Source organism: Micromonospora sp. DT47, from assembly GCF_049844475.1.
GTDB lineage: Bacteria > Actinomycetota > Actinomycetes > Mycobacteriales > Micromonosporaceae > Micromonospora.
In genome coordinates this window covers 1-20,526 of the sequence record NZ_JBNCLC010000024.1, presented here as the reverse complement: position 1 = coordinate 20,526, position 20,526 = coordinate 1, and the positions used below count along the sequence as shown (strand labels likewise).

Sequence of the window (20,526 nt, the reverse complement as noted above, 5' to 3'; positions counted from 1 at the left end):
CGTGGCCGGCCCGGGTGGACGCCGAGCGGTCAGTCCACCCGGAGCCGGTAGCCGCGCTTGACCACGGTCTGCACCACCCGGGGGGCCCGCAACCCCACCCGGAGCCGGGCGACCGCCATCTCCACCGCGTGCTCGTCCGCGCCCCGCGGCAGGGTACGCAGCAGCTCGGTGCGGGACAGCACCCGCCCCGGCGTGGCGGCGAGCGCCCGCAGCACCGCCATCGGCGCGGGCGCGAGCGGTTGCAGCTCGCCGTCGACCACCGCCGCGTGCCCGCGCAGGGTCAGCACGTGCCCGGCGGCCTTGACGCTGACCGTCCGGCGGGGCAGCTCGTCGACGATCGTCCGCACCAGCGCGCCGAGCCGGGCCCGACCCGGTGAGCTGACCGGCACTCCGCGGCGGACCAGCGGCTCCGCGGTGACCGCGCCGACGCAGCTGGCCAGCACGTCCCCGCGCAACGCCTCCAGCACCGTCTCGGTACGGTCGCCGGCCGCCCGCAGCAGCGCCTCGGCGGCGGGGGCCGAGGTGAAGGTGACCGCGTCCACCAGCCGGCCGGCGACCAGGTCGATGAGCCGGTGCAGCGGCGCCGGGTCGGCCGGCGGCGCCCAGCGGTAGACCGGTACCTCGATCACGGTCGCCCCGGCCGCCTCCAGCGCCTCGGTGCACTCCGGTTGCCGGTCGCCGTGCAGCTGCATGGCGATCACCTGCCCGGCCACCCCGCGCCGACGCAGGTGGTCGACCACCTCGTCGCAGCTCTCCGAGTCCGGGGACCACTGGTCGTACAGGCCGGCGGCCCGGATCGCGCCGCGCGCCTTGGGACCCCGGGCCACCACGTACGCGTCGGAGAGCACCGAGCGCAGCGGTTCGGCCAGCCCCCAGCCCTCGGCCGCCTCCAGCCAGCCCCGCATCCCGATGCCGGTGTTGGCCATCAGGATGTCCGGCGGCCGGTCCAGGCAGGCCCGGGTGGCCTCGCGCAGGTCGGTGTCGTCGGCCAGCGGCACGATCCGCAGGGCCGGGGCGAGCACCACCCGGGCACCGCGCCGCTGCAGCAGCGCGGCCAGCTCGTCGCGTCGCCGGTCGGCGGTCACCCCGACGGTGAAGCCGGCCAGTTCGTCCCGCATCACTCCTCCTGTCGCAGCCGCACCTCGACCAGACCGTCCCGGCAGCGCACCCCGTGCCGGCGCAGCGTCACCACGGGCAGGTCGAGGCAGCGCCCGCTGCGCAGGTCGTAGACCTGCTTGTGCAGCGGGGAGGCGAGCGTCGGCACCCCGCCGCGGCTGCCCACGATGCCCCGGGACATCACGTACGCCCCGCCGACCGGGTCGAGGTTGTCGACCGCGAACAGCTCTCCCCCGGTGGAGAAGAGCGCCACCTGCACGCCGTCGACCAGGGCGGCGACGCCCCGGTCCGGGTCGAGCCGGTCGAGCGGGCAGACCGCGGTCCAGTCCAGCGTCGTCGGGCGGCTCATCGGCGTACCTCCGGCAGGCCCAGCGCGACCGGCTGCCGCCGGCGGGCGTTCGCCGTGCCGTCCTCCGTGGCGTCACCCGGCGGTGCGGACCCGGCGGGTGGCCGGGACCGGCCGGCGGGCACCGGCTGGCCGCGTTCGACGGCGAAGGTGATCGACGGGTCGGGCACGCCGGGGGCGTTGACGAAGGAGGTGAACCGGCGCAGCCGGTCCGGGTCGTCGAGCACGTCGCGCCACTCGTCCGAGTAGGACGTGACGTGCCGGGCCATCGCCACGTCGAGTTCCGCGCAGAGCCCGAGCGAGTCCTCGACGATCACCGACCGGAGATGGTCCAGGCCGCCCTCCATCGCCTCGATCCAGGCGGCGGTGCGCTGCAACCGGTCGGCGGTGCGGATGTAGAACATCAGGAACCGGTCGATGAGGGTGACGAGTTCGGACGTGCTCAGGTCGGTGGCGAAGAGGTCGGCGTGCCGGGGCCGGAAGCCGCCGTTGCCGCCGAGGTGGAGGTTCCAGCCGGTCTCGGTGGCGATGATGCCGAAGTCCTTGCTGCGGGCCTCGGCGCACTCCCGGGCGCAGCCGGAGACCGCTGACTTGATCTTGTGTGGCGCGCGCAGGCCCCGGTAGCGCAGCTCCAGGGCGATGGCCAGCCCGACCGAGTCCTGCACCCCGTACCGGCACCAGGTCTCGCCGACGCAGGACTTCACCGTGCGCAGCGCCTTGCCGTACGCGTGCCCGGACTCGAAGCCGGCGTCGACCAGCCGGCGCCAGATCTGCGGCAGCTGCTCGACGCGCGCGCCGAACAGGTCGATCCGCTGCCCGCCGGTGATCTTGGTGTAGAGCCGGAAGTCCCGGGCCACCTCGCCGATCACGATCAGCTTCTCCGGGGTGATCTCGCCGCCGGGGATCCGGGGCACCACCGAGTAGCTGCCGTCGCGTTGCAGGTTGGCCAGGAAGTGGTCGTTGGTGTCCTGCAACGACGCCTGCTCGCCGTCGAGCACGTGCCCGGTGCCGAGCGAGGCGAGGATCGAGGCCACCACCGGCTTGCAGATGTCGCAGCCGCGCCCGCGCCCGTGCTCGGCGACCAGCGCGGAGAAGGTACGGATGCCGCGCACCCGGACCACGTCGAACAGCTCCTGCCGGCTCAGGTCGAAGTGCTCGCAGAGCGCGGTGGACTGCTTCACCCCGGCCGCGTCGAGCAGCTGCTTCACCATCGGCACGCAGGAACCGCAGCTGGTGCCGGCCCGGGTGCGGGCCTTCAGCGCCGGCACGTCCGCGCAGCCCCCGGCGATCGCCGCGTCGATGTCGTCCTTCGTCACCGCGTTGCAGGAACAGACCTGCGCGGCGCCCGGCAGCGCGGTCACGCCGGCACCCGTCCCGCCGGCCGGCGCGAGCAGCGCCAGCGGGGGAGCGGGCAGCGGGCCGCCCACGCTGGCCCGCAGCGTCGGGTAGGCGCCCGCGTCCCCGACCAGCACGCCGCCGAGCAGCGTCCGCGCGTCGTCGGAGAGGACCAGCTTCGCGTACGACCGGGTGGCCGGGTCGGTGAACGTGACGTCCAGGCAGCCCGGGGTGGTGCCGTGCGCGTCGCCGAACGAGGCCACGTCCACGCCGAGCAGCTTGAGCTTGGTGGCGGTGTCCGCCCCGGGGAAGGTGGCCGCGCCGCCGAGCAGCCGGTCGGCGACCACCTCGGCCATCGCGTACCCGGGGGCGACCAGGCCATGGCAGGTCCCGTCCATCGCGGCGCACTCGCCGACCGCCCAGACCCGCTCGTCTTCCGTACGGCAGGTCGCGTCGACCAGCACCCCGCCCCGCGGGCCGAGCGGCAGCCCGGAAGCCCGGGCCAGCTCGTCGCGGGGCCGGATGCCGGCGGCGACGACGACGAGTTCCGCGTCGACCACCGCGCCGTCGGAGAGCGCCAGCGCGGCGACCGTGCCGTCCGGGCCGGGGCGCAGCGCGGTGGTGGCCACCCCCAGGTGGGTGCGCACCCCCAGCTCCTCGACGTAGCGGCGGAGCATCGCGCCGCCCGCCTCGTCCACCTGCACCGGCATCAGCCGGGGCGCGAACTCCACCACGTGGGTGTCCAGCCGGAGCAGCCGCAGCGCGTTCGCCGCCTCCAGTCCGAGCAGCCCGCCGCCGATCACCGCGCCGGTGCGCCGGCCCTGGGCGTGCTCCCGGATCGCCTCCAGGTCGTCCAGGGTGCGGTAGACGAAGACCCCGGGCAGGTCCGCGCCGTCGACCGGCGGCACGAACGGGTACGACCCGGTGGCCAGCACCAGCACGTCGTACGGGTGCTCGCCGGTCGCGGTCGTCACCACCCGGCGCGCCCGGTCGATCCCGGTGGCCGGCTCGCCGAGGCGCAGCTCCACCCCGTCGTCGGGGGTGTGCAGGTTCAGCTCGTCGGCGCCCACCCCGTCGAAGAACGCCGAGAGTCGCACCCGGTCGTACGCCGGTCGTCGCTCCTCGGCCAGCACCGTCACCCGCCAACGGCCGTCGTGGTCCCGGGCACGCAGCGCCTCGACGAACCGCTGCCCGACCATTCCGTTGCCGACGACGACCACTCGTCCGCCGGTCATCGCGTCACCTCCCCTGCGTCACGGTTCATCGCGTCGCGTCCACGGAGTCCACCTCGGACAGCCAGCCGACGATCCCGGCGACCGCATCCCGGCAGCCGCCGCAGCCGGTGCCGGCCCGGGTCACGGCGACCACCTCGTCCACCGTTCGGGCACCGGCCCGCCAGCAGCGGACGAGGGCTCCCTTGCTCACGTCGTTGCACTGGCAGACGGTCGCCGCGTCCGGCATCAGCGCCGGGGACTCCGCCGGCGCCGCCGGGCCCGCGCCGAGGGACCGGCCGAGCAGCAGCGCCCGCCGGTCCGCCGGCACCGGGCCGCCCCGGTCGAAGAGCTGCACCACCGTGCCGACCGACGGGTTGTCGCCGAGCAGGATCGCGCCGGTCAGCCGCTCGTCGTGGATGCGCAGCCGGGCGTACGTGCCGCGGGCCGGGTCGGCGAAGGTCAGCTCCTCGCCCGGGCCGCCGTCCGGGTCGCCCATCGCCGCCAGGTCGATGCCGGCCGCCTTGAGCCGGGTCACCACCCGGCGGGGCCGGTACCGGGCCGCCGGGTCCTCGCCGGTGAGTAGCCGCGCCACCACCCGGGCCTGCGCCCAGGCCGGCGCGACCAGCCCGGTCAGCGTCCCGTCGTGCTGGGCGCAGTCGCCGATCGCGGAGATGTGGGGGTCGTCGGTGCGCAGCCGGTCGTCGACCACCACGCCCCGGTCCACGGCCAGCCCGGCCGCGGCGGCGAGGGTGGTGTCGGGGCGTACCCCGCAGGAGAGCACCAGCAGGTCGGCGGCGAGGGCGCGGCCGTCGGCCAGGTGCAGGCGGACGCCGTCCGGCCCGGCGGCCACCCCGGTGGCCGGCACCGCCAGCTCGGTGCGTACGCCGAGGTCGGCGAGGGTGCCGGCGAGCATGGTGCCGGCGGCCGGGTCGAGCTGCCGTTCCATCAGGTGCCCGGTGGGGTGGACCACGGTCACGTCGAGCCCCCGGGCGGCGAGGCCGCGGGCCGCCTCCAGCCCGAGCAGCCCGCCGCCGAGCACCAGGGCGGTGCGCGCGCCGTCGGCCGCGGCGCGGATCCGCCGGCAGTCGGTCAGGGTGCGGAACGGCACCACCCGGTCGGGTGGCCGGGCGGCGTCCAGGCCGGCCAGCGGCGGCACCAGGGCCCGGCTGCCGGTGGCGAGGATCAGGTGGTCGTAGCCGATCCGGTCGCCGTCGTCGGTGCGTACCGTCCGGGCGGCCCGGTCGATCGCGGTGACGCCCACCCCGGTCCGTACGTCCACGCCCTGCCCGGCGACCTCGGCCAGCTCCACGTCCGGCTCGTCGATCTTCCCGGCGAGCAGGGTGGCGAGCATGATCCGGTTGTACGCCCGGTGCGGTTCCGCCCCGAGCACGGTCACCTTCCGGTCGCCGTCCCGGGCGTGCAGCTCGGCGGCGAGCCGCGACCCGGCCATCCCGTAACCCACGATCACGACGTTCATGCTTTTTCCACCCGGACGGCGCAGATCTTGAACTCGGGCATCCCGGAGACCGGGTCGACCGCGTCGTTGGTGACCGAGTTGGCCCGGGCCGCGCCGGGCCAGTGGAACGGCGCGAAGACGGTGTCCGGCCGGATCGCCGGGCTGAGCCGGGCCGGTGCGCGCAGCTCGCCCCGGCGCGAGGTGACCCGCAGCTCGTCCCCCTCGGCCACGTCGAGGCGGGCGGCCAGGTCGGGGTGGAGCTCGACGAAGCCACCGGGCGCGGCCCGGCGCAGCGCGGCGACCCGGCGGGTCTGCGCGCCGGACTGGTACTGGGCCAGCACCCGGCCGGTGGTGAAGTGCAGCGGGTAGTCCGCGCAGATCTGCTCGGCTGCCGGCCGGTGGCTCACCGGGTGGAACCGGGCCCGGCCGTCCGGGGTGGGGAACCCGTCGGCGAAGAGCCGGGGGGTGTCCGGCCCGTCCGGGTCCGGGCAGGGCCAGAAGACGCCGTCGTCCCTGTCGATCCGGTCCCAGGTCACCCCGGCGTAGTCGGCCACGCCGCCCGCCGAGGCTCGGCGCAGTTCGGCGAAGACCTCCCGGGGGTCGGTCGGGAAGCGGTCCGCCGGCCCGGCTGTCGCGGGCCTGGTCGCTTCGGGTCCGGCCGCGTCGGGCTCGGCCGCTGCTGGCCCGGCCGTTGCGGGTCGGGCCGCGGCGGATTCGGCCGCCGTGGGCGCGATCGCGCGCGACTCGGCCGATTCGGGTCCGGACGGGTCCAGGCGGGCGGCCAGTTCGGCGAGGATCGCCAGGTCGGAGCGGACCCCGGGCGGCGGCTCGCGCAGCGCCCGGCGGCGCAGCACCCGACCCTCCAGGTTGGTCATCGTGCCGTCCTCCTCGGCCCACTGGGTGACCGGAAGCACCACGTCGGCCAGCTCGGCCGTCTCGGAGCGCAGGAAGTCGGCCACCACCAGCAGGTCCAGCGCGCGCAGCCGCTCGGTGACCCGGGCCGCCCGGGGCGCGGAGACCACCGGGTTGGAGCCGAAGACCAGCAGCGCCCGGGCCCCGCCCGGCGTGCCGAGCGAGTCCAGCAACCGGTAGGCGGGCACGCCCGGCCCGGGCAGCTCGTCGGGGTCGACGCCCCACACCCCGGCGACGTGCGCGCGGGCCGCCGGGTCGTCGATCTTCCGGTACCCGGGCAGCTGGTCGGCCTTCTGGCCGTGCTCCCGCCCGCCCTGGCCGTTGCCCTGGCCGGTCAGGCAGCCGTACCCGGAGCCGGGGCGGCCGGGCAGGCCGAGGGCGAGCGCCAGGTTGACGAAGGCGGTGACCGTGTCCACGCCCTTGGCGTGCTGTTCCGCGCCCCGGGCGGTGAGGATGATCGCGCTGCGCGCGGTGCCGAGCGCCCGGGCGGTCTCCGCCAGGTCGGCCACCGGCACCCCGGAGAGCCGTTCCACCTCCGCCGGCCAGTACCCGGCGACCGTCCGGCGCACCTCCTCGAACCCGGTGGTGCGGGCGGCCACGTACTCCCGGTCGACCAGTCCCTCGGTGACGGCGAGGTGCAGCAGCGCGTTCGCCACCGCCAGATCGGTGCCGGGCAGCGGTTGCAGGTGCAGGTCGGCCTGCCGGGCGGTGGCGGTGGCCCGCGGGTCGATGACGATCAGCCGGCCGCCGGCGTGCCGCTGGTCGGCCAGGTGGCGCATCAGCGGCGGCATGGTCTCGGCCGGGTTCGCGCCGACCAGCAGCAGGGTCTCCGCCCGGGCCAGGTCGGCCACCGGGAAGGGCAGGCCCCGGTCGACGCCGAAGGCGCGGATCCCGGCCGCCGCCGCCGAGGACATGCACCACCGGCCGTTGTAGTCGATGTGCCGGGTACGCAGCGCCACCCGGGCGAACTTGCCGAGCGCGTAGGCCTTCTCGTTGGTGAGCCCGCCGCCGCCGAAGACCGCGACCGCGTCCCGCCCGTGTCCGGTCTGGACGGTGCGGATGCCGGTGACGATCCGGTCCAGCGCCTCGCCCCAGCTCGCCGGGCGCAGCTCGCCGCCGGGCCGGTCGCGCAGCAGCGGGGTGGTCAGCCGGTCGGGGTGGTCCAGCAGGTCGGCGGCGGTCCAGCCCTTCTGGCAGAGGCCGCCCCGGTTGGTGGGGAACTGCCGGGGGAGCACCTCCACCCGGTCGCCGGTGTCGCGCAGGACCATGCCGCACTGCAGGGCGCAGTACGGGCAGTGCGTCTCCGCCTGCCGGAGGCCGGTCCCCGGTCCGGTCGCGGAGCGTGCACCGTCTGTCATGTCGGGAAAGCGTGCCGTCGAGCGGTTTCCGGTCCGGGTCCCTTCTGTTTCGGTCCTGTCAAGAGCGGCTCACTACGCACGGGACCACCCGGCCGGTCGGCAAGGTTTAGAATTTGGGACAACTGTCTCAAAAAATGGGAGCCGGGGATGGATGTGGCGGCGGCGTTCGACGCGGTGGCGGGCACGTACGACGAGGCCAGGCGGCGCCTGGTGCCCTGCTTCGACGGCTTCTACGGCACCGCGGTCGAGGTGGCCGCGCCGCCGCTGCGGGCGGCGCTGGCCTCGGGGCGTACCCCCGAGGTGCTGGACCTGGGCGCGGGCACCGGGCTGCTCTCGCTGCTGCTGGTCGCGGCCGTGCCGGGGGTCCGGGTGACGCTGGTCGACGGCGCGCCGCGGATGCTCGCGGTCGCCGCCGAGCGGCTCGCCGCCCGGGGTGTGCCGCACCGGACGGTGGTCGCCGACCTGGCCGACCCGCTGCCCGCCGGCCGGTACGACGCCGTGGTCTCCGCCCTGGCCATCCACCACCTGGACGACGACGGCAAGCGGGCGCTCTACCGGCGGGGGGCCGACGCGCTCGCTGACGGCGGGGTGTTCGTCAACGCCGAGCAGGTCGCCGGCCCGACCCCCGCGCTGGACCGGCGCTACGACGAGGTGTGGACCGGGCAGATCACCGCGCTCGGCTCCGACGCCGCGGAGATCGCCGCCGCCCGCGAGCGGATGCGGCACGACCGGCCGGCGCCGGTGCCGGACCAGTGCCGCTGGCTGGTCGAGGCCGGCCTGGTCGACGTCGACTGCTTCTTCAAGGCGTGGCGGTTCGCCGTCTTCGGCGGCCGCCGCCCCGCCGCCTGACCTGCCCGCCCCGGGCCGTCGCGATTTCGGTGATACGGCGGGGTCCGGCGACACCGGATGCCGCCGTATCGCCGACATGGAGTCGATCAAGCCCGCAAGTCCCCCACGTCGCCGACGCGGATCGATCACGTGTACCGGTTTGACCGGTTCGGCGGCGGGTGGGAAGGGGGATGACTGGCGGTCATACCAGTGGGTAGTCTCGTCGGCATGACTGCCAAGGTGACCCTGTCGTTCTCGGACGAGACGATCGAGGAGGCCCGCCGGTTCGCCAAGCGCGAGGGGCTGTCGCTCTCCGCGTGGATGGACCAGGCCGCCCGCGAGAAGGCGCTGCGCGAGGTCTTCACCGCCCACGCGGCCGCGGTCGGCCGGGCCGGGCTCGACCTGGAGTCCGCCGCCCTGGCCGACGCCGCCGAGGTCGGCATGGTCGACGACGTGCTGTTCGGTGGGCGCCCGCGTGCTGCGTAGGGGAGAGGTCTGGCGGATCGAGGGGGCCCGGGAGCGGCTCGGGCTGGTGATCAGTTCCGACGTCTACAACTCCACCGACGTGCCGATCGTGATCGTGGTCGAGGTGGTCGACGAGTCGCTGCTGCGGGACTCGCCGCTCGCGGTGCCGATGGGCCGCTGGGTGGTGATGCCCGACCGGCTCTCCTCGCCGATGAAGAAGTGGTTCACCGAGTGCGTGGACGTCGCCGACACCGAGACCATGCTGCGGGTCGGCCGGGCGTTGCGCATCCTCCAGGAGATCTGAGCGTCTCACCACCGCCGCCCTGCCGACGTGCGATCTCCGTTTCCGGAACGACCCACGACGGGCACCGTCTCCGAAACCCCCCGTTCCTAGCGTCCCTCCTGGTCACAACGACGAGGAGGAGCCGCCGTGAGCACGCTCGCCCCCACGACAGCAGTCACCGCCGACCCGCCCGCCACCGGGCACCGGCACCGCATCGAGGACTGGCGCCCCGAGGACCCGACGTTCTGGCGTACGACCGGAGCCCGGATCGCCCGCCGCAACCTCTGGGCGTCGATCTTCGCCGAGCACGTCGGGTTCTCCGTGTGGAGCCTCTGGTCGGTCACCGTGCTCTTCCTCGGGCCCGCGTACGGCATCGACCCGGCCGGGAAGTTCCTGCTCACCGCCGTGCCGGCCGCGCTGGGCGCGGTGCTGCGGCTGCCGTACACCCTGGCGGTGGCGCGCTTCGGCGGGCGGAACTGGACCATCGTGAGCGCCCTGTTGCTGCTGGTGCCGGCGGTGCCGATGACACTGCTGCTCGAGCCCGGGGTGTCGTACACCACGTTGATGGTGCTGGCGTGCCTGACCGGGGTCGGCGGCGGCAACTTCGCCTCCTCGATGGCGAACATCAACCTCTTCTTCCCGGACCGGCTCAAGGGGCGGGCGCTCGGGCTGAACGCCGGCGGCGGCAACCTCGGCGTACCGGCGGTGCAGCTCGTCGGGTTGGCTGTGCTGGCCACCGCCGGGGCGGCGTACCCCCGGCTGGTGCCGGCGGTCTACCTGCCGCTGATCGTGCTGGCCGCGCTGGCCGCGGCGCGCTGGCTGGACAACCTCCCCAACGCCCGCAACGAGCCCGGCGCGCTGCGCGAGGCCGCCCGGGACCCGCACACCTGGGTGATGTCGCTGCTCTACATCGGCACCTTCGGCTCGTTCATCGGCTTCGGCTTCGCCTTCGGTCAGGTGCTCCAGCTCCAGTTCCACGACCGGTTCCCCACCCCGGTCGACGCCGCCTGGCTGACCTTCCTCGGCCCGCTGGTCGGGTCGCTGATCCGGCCGCTCGGCGGGCAGTTCGCCGACCGGCTCGGCGGCGCCCGGGTGACCTTCTGGAACTTCGTCGCGATGGCCGCCGGCGCCGGGCTGGTGCTGTACGCCGCCCGGGAGCGGTCCTTCCCGCTCTACCTGACCGGCTTCCTGTCGCTGTTCGTCTTCTCCGGGGTCGGCAACGGGTCGACGTACAAGATGATCCCGGCGATCTTCCGCGCCCGGGCGGCGACGGAGGCCGAGCTGACCGGCGACCCGGAGGCGGCGCAGCGCCGGGCCCGGCGGCTGTCCGGGGCGCTGATCGGCATCGCCGGCGCGGTCGGCGCGTCCGGCGGGGTGCTGGTCAACGTGGCCTTCCGGCAGTCGTTCCTGACCTCGGGCAACGCCGACGCCGCGTACCTGGCCTTCATCGGCTGGTACGCGCTCTGCTTCCTGGTGACCTGGGCGGTGTACCTGCGGCCGGGGCCCCGCCGGCTGCCCGGGGTGTGACCTGTGACATCGTAAAGCCGCAGGCCACGCTGGGTGGCCCCCCGTTTTGACCTGCGGACGGGCCGGCGGGTATCGTTGCCTGCTGTTGTACGACATCCAGAGGCGTGCCGCATCAGGTACGCTTGGTCGTTCGTGCGCGCCTGGTCACCTCGGCGCGCAACCCCAGACCGACGACGAGACAAGGTAGACCTGTGCGTACGTACAGCCCGAAGCCGGGTGAGATCGAGCGTCAGTGGCACGTTATCGACGCCTCTGATGTCGTGCTGGGCCGCCTGGCCACCCACGCCGCCACGCTGCTGCGCGGCAAGCACAAGCCGACTTTCGCGCCGCACGTCGACACGGGCGACTTCGTCGTCATCGTGAACGCGGGCAAGGTTGCGCTGACCGGCAACAAGCGTCATACCAAGGTTGCTTACCGCCACTCCGGTTACCCGGGTGGTCTCAAGCAGATCGGCTACGACGAGCTGCTGACCAAGCGTCCCGACCGGGCCGTCGAGCTGGCCGTGAAGGGCATGCTCCCGCACAACAAGCTCGGCCGTCAGCTGATCAAGAAGCTGAAGGTCTACGCCGGTGCCGAGCACCCGCACGGCGCGCAGCAGCCGGTGCCGTTCGAGATCAAGCAGATCGCGCAGTGAGCGCGGGCGAAGGAAGCAGCATGACCGACATCACCGAGACCGAGGTCGCCCCCGAGGCCACCGAGGCGCCGGCGCCCGTTGCCCGCGCGCCGCGTGGTGACCGCCCGATCCAGACCGTGGGTCGGCGCAAGCAGGCCATCGTCCGGGTCCGCATCGTGCCGGGCACCGGCAAGATCACCTGCAACGGCCGGGACCTCGAGGAGTACTTCCCGAGCAAGGTGCACCAGCAGCTGATCAAGGACCCGCTGGTCACCGCCGAGAAGCCCGAGGCGTTCGACGTCATCGCCAACCTGCATGGCGGCGGCACCACCGGTCAGGCCGGTGCGCTCCGGCTGGGCATCGCCCGGGCGCTGATCGTCAACGAGCCGGATGACCGCCCGGCCCTGAAGAAGGCCGGCTTCCTCACCCGGGACCCCCGGGTCAAGGAGAGCAAGAAGTACGGCCTCAAGAAGGCCCGCAAGGCTCCTCAGTACTCGAAGCGCTGACCTTCAGCGGCACGTTGTACTTCTGACGAACGGCCGGGCCGCCTCCCCTCGACGGGAGGTGGTCCGGCCGTTCGCTTTTCCTGGGACCGTTCATCGGAGGTTGGCGGGTATGGGTCGGTTGTTCGGCACGGACGGCGTACGCGGGCGGGCGAACGCGGATCTCACCCCGGAGTTGGCGCTGGCGGTGGCGGTGGCCGCCGCGCACACGCTGGCCGAGTCGGACAAGAGCCACCCGCCGCTGGCGGTGGTCGGCCGGGACACCCGGGCCAGCGGCGAGATGCTGGAGGCCGCGGTGGTGGCCGGGTTGACCAGTGCGGGCGCCAACGTGGTCCGGGTCGGGGTGCTGCCCACCCCGGCGGTCGCGTTCCTCACCGCCGAGGCCAAGGCCGACCTGGGCGTGATGCTCTCCGCGTCGCACAACCCGATGCCGGACAACGGCATCAAGCTCTTCGCCGCCGGCGGGCACAAGCTGCCGGACGAGATCGAGATGCGGATCGAGGCGGCCGTCGAGGCGAATGCCACCACCGCGTGGGACCGGCCGGTCGGCGCGGGCGTCGGCCGGGTGCACGAGCTGCTCGACGGCGCCGACCACTACGTCCAGCACCTGGTCGGCACCGTCGGCCACCGGCTGGACGGGATCAAGGTCGTGGTCGACTGCGCCAACGGCGCGGCCGCCGAGGTCGCCCCGGTCGCCTACCGCGAGGCGGGCGCCGAGGTCATCGCGATCTACGCCGAGCCGGACGGGCTCAACATCAACGACGACTGCGGCTCCAACCACATCGACGCGCTGCGCGCCGCCGTGGTCGAGCACGGCGCCCACCTCGGCATCGCCCACGACGGTGACGCCGACCGCTGCGTCGCGGTGACCGCCGACGGCGAGGAGGTCGACGGCGACCAGTTGATGGCGATCCTCGCCCTGGCCATGCGGGAGTCCGGCGAGCTGACCCAGGACACCCTGGTCGCGACCGTGATGAGCAACCTCGGCCTGCGCCTGGCGATGTCCGCCGAGGGCATCCGGCTGGTCGAGACGAAGGTCGGCGACCGGTACGTCCTGGAGGAGCTGCGCGCCTCCGGCCTCGCGCTCGGCGGCGAGCAGAGCGGCCACATCGTGATGCCGGCGTACGCCACCACCGGCGACGGCGCGCTCACCGGGCTGCACCTGATGTCGCGGATGGCCGCCACCGGGAAGTCGCTGGCCGAGCTGGCCTCGGTGCTGACCAAGCTGCCGCAGGTGCTGATCAACGTGCCGGTCGGGGACCGGACCGTCGGCGCCGCCGCCCCCGCCGTCCGCGCCGAGGTCGAGCGCGCCGAGGCCGAACTGGGCGAGACCGGCCGGGTGCTGCTGCGCCCGTCCGGCACCGAGCCGCTGGTCCGGGTGATGGTCGAGGCGGCCACCGAGGCGACCGCCCGCGAGGTCGCCGAGCGGATCGCCGAGCAGGTCCGCGCCGCCAGCCCCACCGCCTGACATCTGTCACCTTCGGCCCGGGCCCGCCGCTGGCGGGCCCGGGCCGTCGTCGTCGCGGGCCGCGCCCGCGGTCGGCTCCGCCGTGCCGTCCCCGGCGGTGAGCTGGCTGGGCTGGGGCCGTGCCGTCCCCGGCCCCCAGGTCGTCAGCTCCGCTGCCGGCGGCGCGGTTCTCTATCGTCGGCAACTGCAACGGAGCTGCGGGGTCGAGACTTACGAGGCCAACCGCTCACCTGCGTGGCGACCTGATCTTGCGAGTTCGACCCCGCCGTCTGACTGGTTGATCTCCGACCACACTGCATCGAGGGAAAGGCCGAGGACGTCGGCGATCGCAGCGATGGTCGGGAAGGCAGGGGTGGCTACGCGACCGGACTCGATCTTCCGAAGAGTCTCCGGCGAGACACCTGCGTCCAGCGCGGTATCGAGCATCGAACGCTCCCCCCTGGCTCGACGCAGGAGGGCGCCGAGGCGCTGTCCGCGCTCGACCTCTGCGGGAGTGAGCGGCAACCTAACCATGGCTCCGATTCTAATACCGGGATAATATGGCCGGGATACTTATTGGCTGTACGAGTAAGGCACCGCATGATCGAGATCCTGAACCCCACCGAACTGCCACGAGCGAAGGACGCAGGCGCCCTGGTCGCCGGCATGCTGCAGACACTGAAGAGCCGCAGCACGGTCGGCACAAACCTCTTGGACATCAACCTGTGGGCCCACAGCATGATCGCCGAGGCCGGGGCGCAGTCCTGCTATGTCGACTATGAGCCGTCCTTCGGACGCGGGCCGTTCGGCCACTACATCTGCACGTCAGTTAACGACGCCGTGCTCCACGGACTGCCGTACGACTACACGCTTGCCAACGGCGACCTGCTGACGCTCGACCTCGCTGTCTCCAAAGGCGGAGTTGTCGCTGACTCCGCCATCAGCTTCATTGTGGGCGACGTAAAGCCCCCGGAGAGCGTTGCGATGATCAACGCGACCGAGCGCGCATTGAGCGCAGGGATAGCCGCGGCCGGCCCCGGAGCTCGCATCGGTGACATCTCCCATGCCATCGGCTCGGTCCTCAGCGAGGCGGGATATCCGATCAACACCGAGTTTGGCGGTCATGGCGTCGGATCGACGATGCACCAGGACCCGCACGTCTCAAACACGGGGCGGCCCGGTCGCGGATACAGGCTGCGCCCTGGGCTGCTGCTGGCATTGGAGCCATGGGTCATGGCGGACACCGCCGAGCTCGTCACCGATGCCGATGGCTGGACACTCCGAAGCGCGACAGGCTGCCGGACAGCGCACAGTGAGCACACGATCGCCATCACCAACGACGGAGCCGAAGTTCTCACCTTGCCGAAGCAGGCGCAACCGTGAGGTGACAGCCATCCGCGTTCCCCGCTCCCAGCAGTTCACCACCCATCGTCGCTCGTCTCGTGGTCGACGACAGGTGGCCGATCAGCAAGGTCGCGGCCCGCTTCCAGGTTTCCTGGCCCACCGTGAAACGGTGGGTCAACCGCTATCTCGCCGGCGAACCCATGCACGACCGATCGTCGCGGCCGAAGTCGTCGCCGAACAAGACCAACCGGTCAACGACGAAACGGTGCGTCAGCCTGCGAATGCGTTTGCGGGAAGGACCGGTTCAGCTCGCCGCGCGACTCGGCATCGCCCCGTCCACGGTGCACCGCTCATGGCCGACGGATGGGCCTACGCCCGCTGCTATCAGTCTGAGCACGAGCGTCGAGAGGCGCTCGCTACCTGGCTCCATCACTACAACCACCATCGGCCGCACACCGCCTGCGCCAACCAGCCGCCCTTCACGCGATTGATCAACGTCCCCGGCCAGTACATCTAGAGGCGCAGCCGGGCCGCGCGGTCGAAGGTGGTGGCCGGATCCTCGCCGTCGGTGAGGTCGATGTCCTCGACGACCCGCCCGTCGCCCAGGCGCACCAGCCGGTCGCACCGGGCGGCGATGGCCCGCTCGTGGGTGGCCAGCAGGATCGTCATGCCGTGCCGGTCGCGCAGATCCAGCAGCAGGTCGAGGATCTGCGCGCCGGTGGTCTAGTCGAGGTTGCCGGTCGGCTCGTCGGCGAGCAGCAGCCGGGGCGCGCCCATCAGCGCCCGGGCGATCGCCACCCGCTGCTGCTGACCTCCGGAGAGCTGCGCGGCCAGCGCCCGCTCCCGCCCGGCCAGCCCCACCGCGTCGAGCAGTTCCCGGGCCCGCGCCGCGTGGTCGGACCGGCCGCGTCGGGGCAGCACCGGGGCGATCACGTTGTCCAGCACGGTGAGCGCCGGCAGCAGGTGGTAGCGCTGGAAGACGAAGCCGACGCCCTGGCGGTACCGGGCGAGAGTGGCCCGGCGCAGGGCGGTGACCTCCACGTCGTCCACCGTCACGGTGCCCCGGTCGGCCTGCTCGATCGCGCCGATCATGTGCAGCAGCGTCGACTTGCCGGATCCACTCGGACCGGTCAACGCCACCACCGAGCCCGCGGTGATCTCCAGCGACACGTCGTCGATCGCGGTGAGCCGCTCGGTGCCGGTGCGGAACTGCCGGACCAGCCCGGCCGTCCGGACCGTGCTCCCCGTGGTCGCGTCCATGGTCACTCCTCTGCGAGTAGTCGTGCGGTCGGGAGGCGGCGCAGCAGCGCGGCGGGGACGAGCGCGGCCAGGCAGGTGAGCAGCACCCCGGCCAGCGCTACCGTGGCGGCGACGAGGACCAGCTGCCTCGGCAGGTCGCCCACCAGCCAGGCCGCCCCGCCGAGGCCCAGTCCCGCTCCGGTGAGGGCACCGAGCAGACCGAGGAGCAGGCCCTCGTACCCGACGAGGCGGCCCAGCGCGGCGTCGGTCCAACCGACCGCGCGCAGCGTGGCCAGCTCGGCGGCCCGGTCCCGGATGTTCAGGTAGAGCACATCGGCGACCGCGGCGGCGCCGAGCAGTCAAGCCCGACCGGGTGGTCTACGAGATCACCGCCGACGGCCGGGCCGAGCTGGACCGCTGGCTCGGCGAGCCCAGCCCGCGCAGCGGCGGCTTCCGGGACGACTTCTTCCTCAAGGTCACCGCCGCGGCCCGCTCAGGGGAGGCGGTGACGGTGCGGACGGTGCTCGGCAACCAGCGCGGGCACCTGATGCGCGAGCTGCGCAACCTCGACGGGCTGCGGCGCCGTGCCGAGGACCCGGTGGTCGGCCTGCTCGCCGCCGCCGCCGGCCGGCATGTCGAGGCGGACCTCGCCTTCGTCGACGACGCCGAGTCGGTGCTGCTCGCCGACGGCGGCGCGCTGCTCGCCACGCTCGCCGCCGACCGGTCGCCGGCCGCCCCGACCACCGCCGACGGGCCCGGGACCGCCCCGCCGGCCGCCGACCGGGACGAGGCCGGGCCGCCGACCCGGAGCGGTGGAGCGGCGCGCGCCGCGGGCTGACCGGGCCGGGCCATTGGCCGGCAGTGGCTCAGGTCGCCGCGGAGACTCGGCGGAGAAAGCGTTCGCCCAGCTCCACGACCTGGGCGGCGTCGAACTCCAGCGCCGGGCCGGCCGCCGTCACCTCGGCCATGGCCAGCCCCGGCACCTCGCTGTCCCGCCAGCCGCCGACGAACCACGCCTTCTCCTCCTCGGCGAGGGCGAGGTTGGCGTCGTCGAGTGCCCGGGCCGGGTGCGGCAGCCAGAGCCGGAACTGGTGGGTGTGCGGGGGCGCGGGGAACACCCGGGCGCCGGGCAGCTCCGCCAGCGCGGCGGCGACCGTACGGGCGTGCGCCACGTAGCCGGCGAGCCGGGGCAGCTCGTGCGTCAGCCCGGCGAGCGCGGAGAGGGCGGCCGGCCACTGCTGGAAGATCTGGCCGCCGTAGCGGTGCCGCCACGTCCGGGCGTACCGGACCAGCTCCTCGTCGCCGGCCAGCGCCGCCCCGGAGATGCCGTCGAGGGACTTGTAGAACGAGACGTAGACGCTGTCCACCAGCCCCACGATCTCGGGCAGCGAGCGCCCGAGCCAGCTGGTGGACTCCCACAGCCGGGCCCCGTCGACGTGCACCCGGGCGCCCCGGGCGCGGGCCGCCGCCACGGTGGCGGTCAGCTCGTCCCAGGTCGGCAGCACGAAACCGGCGTCGCGCAGCGGCAGTTCGAGCAGCAGGGTGCCGATCGGCTCGGCGAGGGCAGCCACCTCCTCGGCGTCCGTGTTGCGCGGGGCCTGTGTGGTGAGCACCGCGCGCAGCCCGCCGAGCACCGCGTACGCGTCCCGCTCGTACATCAGCGGGTGGCTCAGCGGGTGCAGGCCGACCGCGGTCCGGCCGGTCACCTCCGCGCCGTACCGCATGGCGACCTGCTGGGCCATCGTGCCGGTGGGGAAGAACGCCACGGCCGGCGTGCCGAGCAGCTCGGCCACCCGACGCTCCAGCGCCTCGACCGCGCCACCCTCACCGTAGAAGTCCGGCAGGACGTCCGGCTCGGCGGTGGCCCGCATGACCGCGAGCTGCTCGTCGACCGAGGTGGGCCGGGCGCGGGACAGGATCCGGTCGCAGCCGCGCAGCGCCGCGATCTGCCGGGCCCGTTCCGCGTACCCGTCGGTCATCGGACCGCCGCCATCCGGCGCAACCGGGTGACCGCCTCGGTGAGCACCTCGGGTCGCTTGCAGAAGGCGAACCGGATCAGCCGCCGGCCGGCCTCCGGGTCGTCGTAGAAGACCTGGGTGGGCACCGCGACCACCCCGCAGCGCTCGGGCAGCGAGCGGCAGAACTCCACCCCGTCCCGCCCGCCCAGCGCGGTCACGTCGGCCGTCACGAAGTACGTCCCCTCCGGTGTCAGCACCTCGAACCCGGCGTCGGTCAGGCCGGCGACCAGCTGGTCACGACGCTGCTGCAGGTCGTCGCGGAACCCGGTGAAGTACGCGTCCGGCAGGGCCAGCGCCACCGCCACCGCCGGTTGCAGCGGGGCCGCGTTGACGAAGGTGAGGAACTGCTTGACCCGCAGCACCGCCGAGACCAGCGCCGCCGGGCCGCTCACCCAGCCCACCTTCCAGCCGGTGCAGGAGAAGGTCTTCCCGGCCGACGAGATGCGCAGCGTCCGCTCCCGCATCCCGGGCAGCGTCGCCAACGGCACGTGCGGCGCGGCGGCGTCGGTGAAGACCAGGTGCTCGTAGACCTCGTCGGTGACCGCGTACGCGTCGTGCTCCCGGCAGAGCTCGGCGACCAGGGCCAGCTCGTCGGCGGTGAAGACCTTGCCGGTCGGGTTGTGCGGGGAGTTGAGCAGCACCAGCCGGGTCCGCGGCCCGAACGCGGCGCGTAGCTCCGCCGGGTCGAAGGCGTACCGGCCGTCGGCGCCGGGACGCAGCGTCACCGGCCGCCGGACCGCGCCGGCCAGCGCGATCGAGGCGGCGTACGAGTCGTAGTACGGCTCGAAGCAGATCACCTCGTCGCCCGGCTCGCAGAGCGCGAGGATGCTGGCGGCGATCGCCTCGGTGGCGCCGGCGGTGACCACGATCTCGCCGTTCGGGTCGTACTCCAGACCGTGGAAGCGGCGCTGGTGGTCGGCGACGGCCCGGCGGAGCGCGGGGATCCCCGGCCCCGGCGGGTACTGGTTCTGCCCGCTGCGCAGCGCCTCGGCCGCCGCAGCCAGCATCTCCGGCGGGCCGTCGGTGTCCGGGAAGCCCTGCCCGAGGTTGACCGCGCCGGTCCGGACGGCGAGCGCGGACATCTCGGCGAAGACGGTCGTCCCGAACGGTCGCATTCGGGCCACCAGCGGGTCGACATCGGGGGCGGTCGTCACGGGAGCCAGCCTACGGGCCGGGTCGGAGGTTGGCCCACGGTCAACCCCCGCAACTGGTCCGCAGTCCTCCGCCGTCGATCGACTCCCGGACCGGCCGCCCGCCGTCGACCGTCAGCGAGCAGCTGAGCATGCCCACCGTCTGCTCCCGCCGGGTGGCCTGCACGTAGGCGAGTTCCGGGTGGTCGGTGCGGAACCTCGAGCGCCAGGGCAGTGGAGCCGCGTCGAAACGGACCAGCTCACCGTTCTCGTCGTGGAACTGGATGTCGGCCGATCCTCGGCCGGTCACCTCGTACACCACGATGCTCCGCCCGGGCCGGGTGGCGGTCGGCGCGGCCGTGTGCCGGGTGGGGGTCGGCTCCGGCTCGGGTACGGCGGTCCAGGTCGGCGCGGGGAAGTCGACCACCCCCGGGCTGGATCCCGGCTCGGGGCCGTACGGCTCCTCCGCCACGGGGTCGGCGCGGTCCGACCCGCCGGGTAGCCGGTAGAGGACGCTGACGGCGCCGATGACGCCGCAGAGGACGAGCACCATCACCGCGGCGGCGGCGGCCACGGCGCGATCGCCCAGCCCGCGCCCGGAGCCCGTCGGGCGCTTCGGTGGGGCGACGGGTGCCGGCCAGCCGAAAGGTGTACCCGCTCCGGGCGGGGGCATGCCGGGCCCCGTCGCGACCGGGTAGGGCACGGTGGCGGTGTCGGGCGCGGCCCACCCGCCGGGCGTGACCGGGGGCTGCGGCCCCGGGAGCGGGTCCATCGGTGTCCACGCCGGGTACGGCCCGGCCCCCGCCACGGCCGGTCCGGCCGGGTCCTCGGGCGGCCCCGCCGGTGGGGTGGGAGCGGCTGGCGGCGGGTGGTCGGACATCGCGCTGCTCCGGGCGTGGAGGGGACGGGGGCGCGCCCGGGAGGCCCGGAGCGTGACGAACCTAGTGCGGTGTCCACTAACGTTCACCGGGTTTCCGGTGGGTGTTGTGGATCCTCGCCGTGTGGGCGAGCGACTCCCCTCCGGGTGGTGGGGCGGGCCACCGCGGGCCAACCGACCCTCGCGCCGTCCGGGGTGGGCGGCGGGGGTCACGTCGGGACCGGCCAGCACCAGGTAGGTGCCGGCCGGCTCGACGGTGCGTGACCACCGTGGGCAGCACAGCGGCTGTCCCGGTGGTGGGTCCGCCGCCCGGTGTGCGGGTGGCGATGATGGCCGCCGCGACCAGGTCGCGGTGACCGGAGAACCGACAGTGCGGGCAGGACAGGGCCCGCCCACGGGGTTTCGGCACCCGCCGGTAGCAGGCGGGGCAGGTGGACGAGGTGCCGCGTTCGTCGACCAACCGCACGCCGATACCGGCGAGGGTGGCCTTGTCGGTGAGGACCTGGATGAGTCG

At 74.0% G+C, this 20,526-nt stretch carries 21 protein-coding genes and 2 pseudogenes; 11 read left to right on the top strand and 12 right to left on the bottom strand.

The annotated features are described in order from the left end of the window. Positions 1-29: 29 nt before the first annotated feature. From ACLQ2U_RS26740 to ACLQ2U_RS26720, 5 genes are read right to left on the bottom strand one after another with little or no spacing between them, the layout of a single operon-like run. Positions 30-1,118, bottom strand: coding sequence for a uroporphyrinogen-III synthase (locus ACLQ2U_RS26740; RefSeq protein ID WP_425753684.1), 1,089 nt, complete (start codon positions 1,116-1,118; stop codon positions 30-32). Beyond that, the gene (nirD, locus tag ACLQ2U_RS26735; protein ID WP_425753683.1) at positions 1,118-1,465 is read right to left on the bottom strand and encodes a nitrite reductase small subunit NirD; all 348 of its coding nucleotides are present in this window, start codon (positions 1,463-1,465) and stop codon (positions 1,118-1,120) included. The genes ACLQ2U_RS26740 and nirD overlap by 1 nt, the downstream gene beginning before the upstream one ends. Continuing rightward, the gene (nirB, locus tag ACLQ2U_RS26730) at positions 1,462-4,032 is read right to left on the bottom strand and encodes a nitrite reductase large subunit NirB (RefSeq protein WP_425753682.1); all 2,571 of its coding nucleotides are present in this window, start codon (positions 4,030-4,032) and stop codon (positions 1,462-1,464) included. The genes nirD and nirB overlap by 4 nt, the downstream gene beginning before the upstream one ends. 25 nt (positions 4,033-4,057) lie before the next feature. Beyond that, entirely contained in the window at positions 4,058-5,488 is a 1,431-nt protein-coding gene (locus tag ACLQ2U_RS26725; RefSeq protein ID WP_425753681.1) for an FAD-dependent oxidoreductase, read from the bottom strand. Next, entirely contained in the window at positions 5,485-7,737 is a 2,253-nt protein-coding gene (locus tag ACLQ2U_RS26720) for a molybdopterin oxidoreductase family protein (protein WP_425753680.1), read from the bottom strand. The genes ACLQ2U_RS26725 and ACLQ2U_RS26720 overlap by 4 nt, the downstream gene beginning before the upstream one ends. Positions 7,738-7,884: 147 nt before the next feature. On the opposite strand from ACLQ2U_RS26720, the gene ACLQ2U_RS26715 reads away from it, so the two are divergent. The 7 genes from ACLQ2U_RS26715 to glmM all read left to right on the top strand — a co-directional run bounded on the left by ACLQ2U_RS26715 (position 7,885) and on the right by glmM (position 13,425). Continuing rightward, positions 7,885-8,586, top strand: a complete 702-nt coding sequence (locus tag ACLQ2U_RS26715; RefSeq protein WP_425753679.1) for a class I SAM-dependent methyltransferase — start codon at positions 7,885-7,887, stop codon at positions 8,584-8,586. A 207-nt stretch (positions 8,587-8,793) separates the two neighbouring features. Further along, entirely contained in the window at positions 8,794-9,051 is a 258-nt protein-coding gene (locus ACLQ2U_RS26710) for a DUF6364 family protein (protein ID WP_425753678.1), read from the top strand. After that, a complete protein-coding gene (locus ACLQ2U_RS26705; protein WP_425753677.1) occupies positions 9,029-9,334 on the top strand; it encodes a type II toxin-antitoxin system PemK/MazF family toxin in 306 nt (101 codons plus the stop codon). The genes ACLQ2U_RS26710 and ACLQ2U_RS26705 overlap by 23 nt, the downstream gene beginning before the upstream one ends. 126 nt (positions 9,335-9,460) lie before the next feature. Beyond that, complete coding sequence (locus tag ACLQ2U_RS26700) at positions 9,461-10,840, top strand: MFS transporter (RefSeq protein ID WP_425753676.1); 1,380 nt, start codon at positions 9,461-9,463, stop codon at positions 10,838-10,840. 191 nt (positions 10,841-11,031) lie between these two features. Then, positions 11,032-11,475, top strand: coding sequence for a 50S ribosomal protein L13 (gene rplM / locus ACLQ2U_RS26695; protein ID WP_425753675.1), 444 nt, complete (start codon positions 11,032-11,034; stop codon positions 11,473-11,475). 20 nt (positions 11,476-11,495) lie between these two features. After that, positions 11,496-11,960, top strand: coding sequence for a 30S ribosomal protein S9 (gene rpsI / locus ACLQ2U_RS26690; RefSeq protein ID WP_425753674.1), 465 nt, complete (start codon positions 11,496-11,498; stop codon positions 11,958-11,960). A gap of 109 nt (positions 11,961-12,069) precedes the next feature. Next, positions 12,070-13,425, top strand: coding sequence for a phosphoglucosamine mutase (gene glmM, locus ACLQ2U_RS26685; RefSeq protein ID WP_425753673.1), 1,356 nt, complete (start codon positions 12,070-12,072; stop codon positions 13,423-13,425). 210 nt (positions 13,426-13,635) lie between these two features. Here glmM and ACLQ2U_RS26680 read toward each other — a convergent pair whose 3' ends face one another. After that, positions 13,636-13,938: a helix-turn-helix transcriptional regulator gene (locus ACLQ2U_RS26680; RefSeq protein WP_425753672.1), complete on the bottom strand. Its 303-nt coding sequence runs from the start codon at positions 13,936-13,938 to the stop codon at positions 13,636-13,638. Between the two features lie 66 nt (positions 13,939-14,004). Here ACLQ2U_RS26680 and map point away from each other — a divergent pair, with 66 nt between their 5' ends. The 3 genes and pseudogenes from map to ACLQ2U_RS26665 all read left to right on the top strand — a co-directional run bounded on the left by map (position 14,005) and on the right by ACLQ2U_RS26665 (position 15,265). Continuing rightward, on the top strand, positions 14,005-14,787 hold the full coding sequence (gene map, locus ACLQ2U_RS26675; RefSeq protein ID WP_425753671.1) for a type I methionyl aminopeptidase: 783 nt from the start codon (positions 14,005-14,007) through the stop codon (positions 14,785-14,787). Positions 14,788-14,831: 44 nt separating this feature from the next. Then, positions 14,832-15,098 (top strand): annotated as a pseudogene (locus tag ACLQ2U_RS26670) (helix-turn-helix domain-containing protein); the annotation flags it as partial. Between the two features lie 2 nt (positions 15,099-15,100). Continuing rightward, the gene (locus ACLQ2U_RS26665; protein ID WP_425753743.1) at positions 15,101-15,265 is read left to right on the top strand and encodes an integrase core domain-containing protein; all 165 of its coding nucleotides are present in this window, start codon (positions 15,101-15,103) and stop codon (positions 15,263-15,265) included. Here the strand turns inward: ACLQ2U_RS26665 and ACLQ2U_RS26660 are convergent. Next, positions 15,262-16,008: pseudogene (locus ACLQ2U_RS26660) on the bottom strand (ABC transporter ATP-binding protein). The gene ACLQ2U_RS26665 and the pseudogene ACLQ2U_RS26660 sit on opposite strands and share 4 nt — an antisense overlap. Positions 16,009-16,010: 2 nt before the next feature. Further along, positions 16,011-16,346: an FtsX-like permease family protein gene (locus ACLQ2U_RS26655; RefSeq protein WP_425753742.1), complete on the bottom strand. Its 336-nt coding sequence runs from the start codon at positions 16,344-16,346 to the stop codon at positions 16,011-16,013. Positions 16,347-16,360: 14 nt separating this feature from the next. Between ACLQ2U_RS26655 and ACLQ2U_RS26650 the strand changes: the two genes are divergently transcribed. Continuing rightward, positions 16,361-16,825 (top strand): hypothetical protein, encoded by a 465-nt coding sequence (locus ACLQ2U_RS26650; RefSeq protein ID WP_425753670.1) that lies wholly within the window; start codon positions 16,361-16,363, stop codon positions 16,823-16,825. 28 nt (positions 16,826-16,853) lie between these two features. On the opposite strand, the gene ACLQ2U_RS26645 is transcribed toward ACLQ2U_RS26650, so the two are convergent. The 4 genes from ACLQ2U_RS26645 to ACLQ2U_RS26630 form a co-directional block, all read right to left on the bottom strand. After that, complete coding sequence (locus ACLQ2U_RS26645) at positions 16,854-17,966, bottom strand: threonine aldolase family protein (protein ID WP_425753669.1); 1,113 nt, start codon at positions 17,964-17,966, stop codon at positions 16,854-16,856. Beyond that, a complete protein-coding gene (locus ACLQ2U_RS26640) occupies positions 17,963-19,159 on the bottom strand; it encodes a pyridoxal phosphate-dependent aminotransferase (protein ID WP_425753668.1) in 1,197 nt (398 codons plus the stop codon). Before ACLQ2U_RS26640 ends, ACLQ2U_RS26645 begins: the two co-directional genes overlap by 4 nt. Positions 19,160-19,199: 40 nt before the next feature. After that, positions 19,200-19,709: an MmpS family transport accessory protein gene (locus ACLQ2U_RS26635; RefSeq protein ID WP_425753667.1), complete on the bottom strand. Its 510-nt coding sequence runs from the start codon at positions 19,707-19,709 to the stop codon at positions 19,200-19,202. A gap of 382 nt (positions 19,710-20,091) precedes the next feature. Continuing rightward, a complete protein-coding gene (locus ACLQ2U_RS26630; RefSeq protein ID WP_425753741.1) occupies positions 20,092-20,520 on the bottom strand; it encodes a zinc ribbon domain-containing protein in 429 nt (142 codons plus the stop codon). Between the last annotated feature and the right edge of the window lie 6 nt (positions 20,521-20,526).

Excerpts from the sequence above, each read along its gene's own strand:
- ACLQ2U_RS26740 (WP_425753684.1), bottom strand. The coding sequence starts at position 1,118 with ATGCGGGACGAACTGGCCGGCTTCACCGTCGGGGTGACCGCCGACCGG.
- nirD (WP_425753683.1), bottom strand. The coding sequence starts at position 1,465 with ATGAGCCGCCCGACGACGCTGGACTGGACCGCGGTCTGCCCGCTCGAC.
- nirB (WP_425753682.1), bottom strand. The coding sequence starts at position 4,032 with ATGACCGGCGGACGAGTGGTCGTCGTCGGCAACGGAATGGTCGGGCAG.
- ACLQ2U_RS26725 (WP_425753681.1), bottom strand. The coding sequence starts at position 5,488 with ATGAACGTCGTGATCGTGGGTTACGGGATGGCCGGGTCGCGGCTCGCC.
- ACLQ2U_RS26720 (WP_425753680.1), bottom strand. The coding sequence starts at position 7,737 with ATGACAGACGGTGCACGCTCCGCGACCGGACCGGGGACCGGCCTCCGG.
- ACLQ2U_RS26715 (WP_425753679.1), top strand. The coding sequence starts at position 7,885 with ATGGATGTGGCGGCGGCGTTCGACGCGGTGGCGGGCACGTACGACGAG.
- ACLQ2U_RS26710 (WP_425753678.1), top strand. The coding sequence starts at position 8,794 with ATGACTGCCAAGGTGACCCTGTCGTTCTCGGACGAGACGATCGAGGAG.
- rpsI (WP_425753674.1), top strand. The coding sequence starts at position 11,496 with ATGACCGACATCACCGAGACCGAGGTCGCCCCCGAGGCCACCGAGGCG.
- glmM (WP_425753673.1), top strand. The coding sequence starts at position 12,070 with ATGGGTCGGTTGTTCGGCACGGACGGCGTACGCGGGCGGGCGAACGCG.
- ACLQ2U_RS26680 (WP_425753672.1), bottom strand. The coding sequence starts at position 13,938 with ATGGTTAGGTTGCCGCTCACTCCCGCAGAGGTCGAGCGCGGACAGCGC.
- map (WP_425753671.1), top strand. The coding sequence starts at position 14,005 with ATGATCGAGATCCTGAACCCCACCGAACTGCCACGAGCGAAGGACGCA.
- ACLQ2U_RS26665 (WP_425753743.1), top strand. The coding sequence starts at position 15,101 with ATGGCCGACGGATGGGCCTACGCCCGCTGCTATCAGTCTGAGCACGAG.
- ACLQ2U_RS26645 (WP_425753669.1), bottom strand. The coding sequence starts at position 17,966 with ATGACCGACGGGTACGCGGAACGGGCCCGGCAGATCGCGGCGCTGCGC.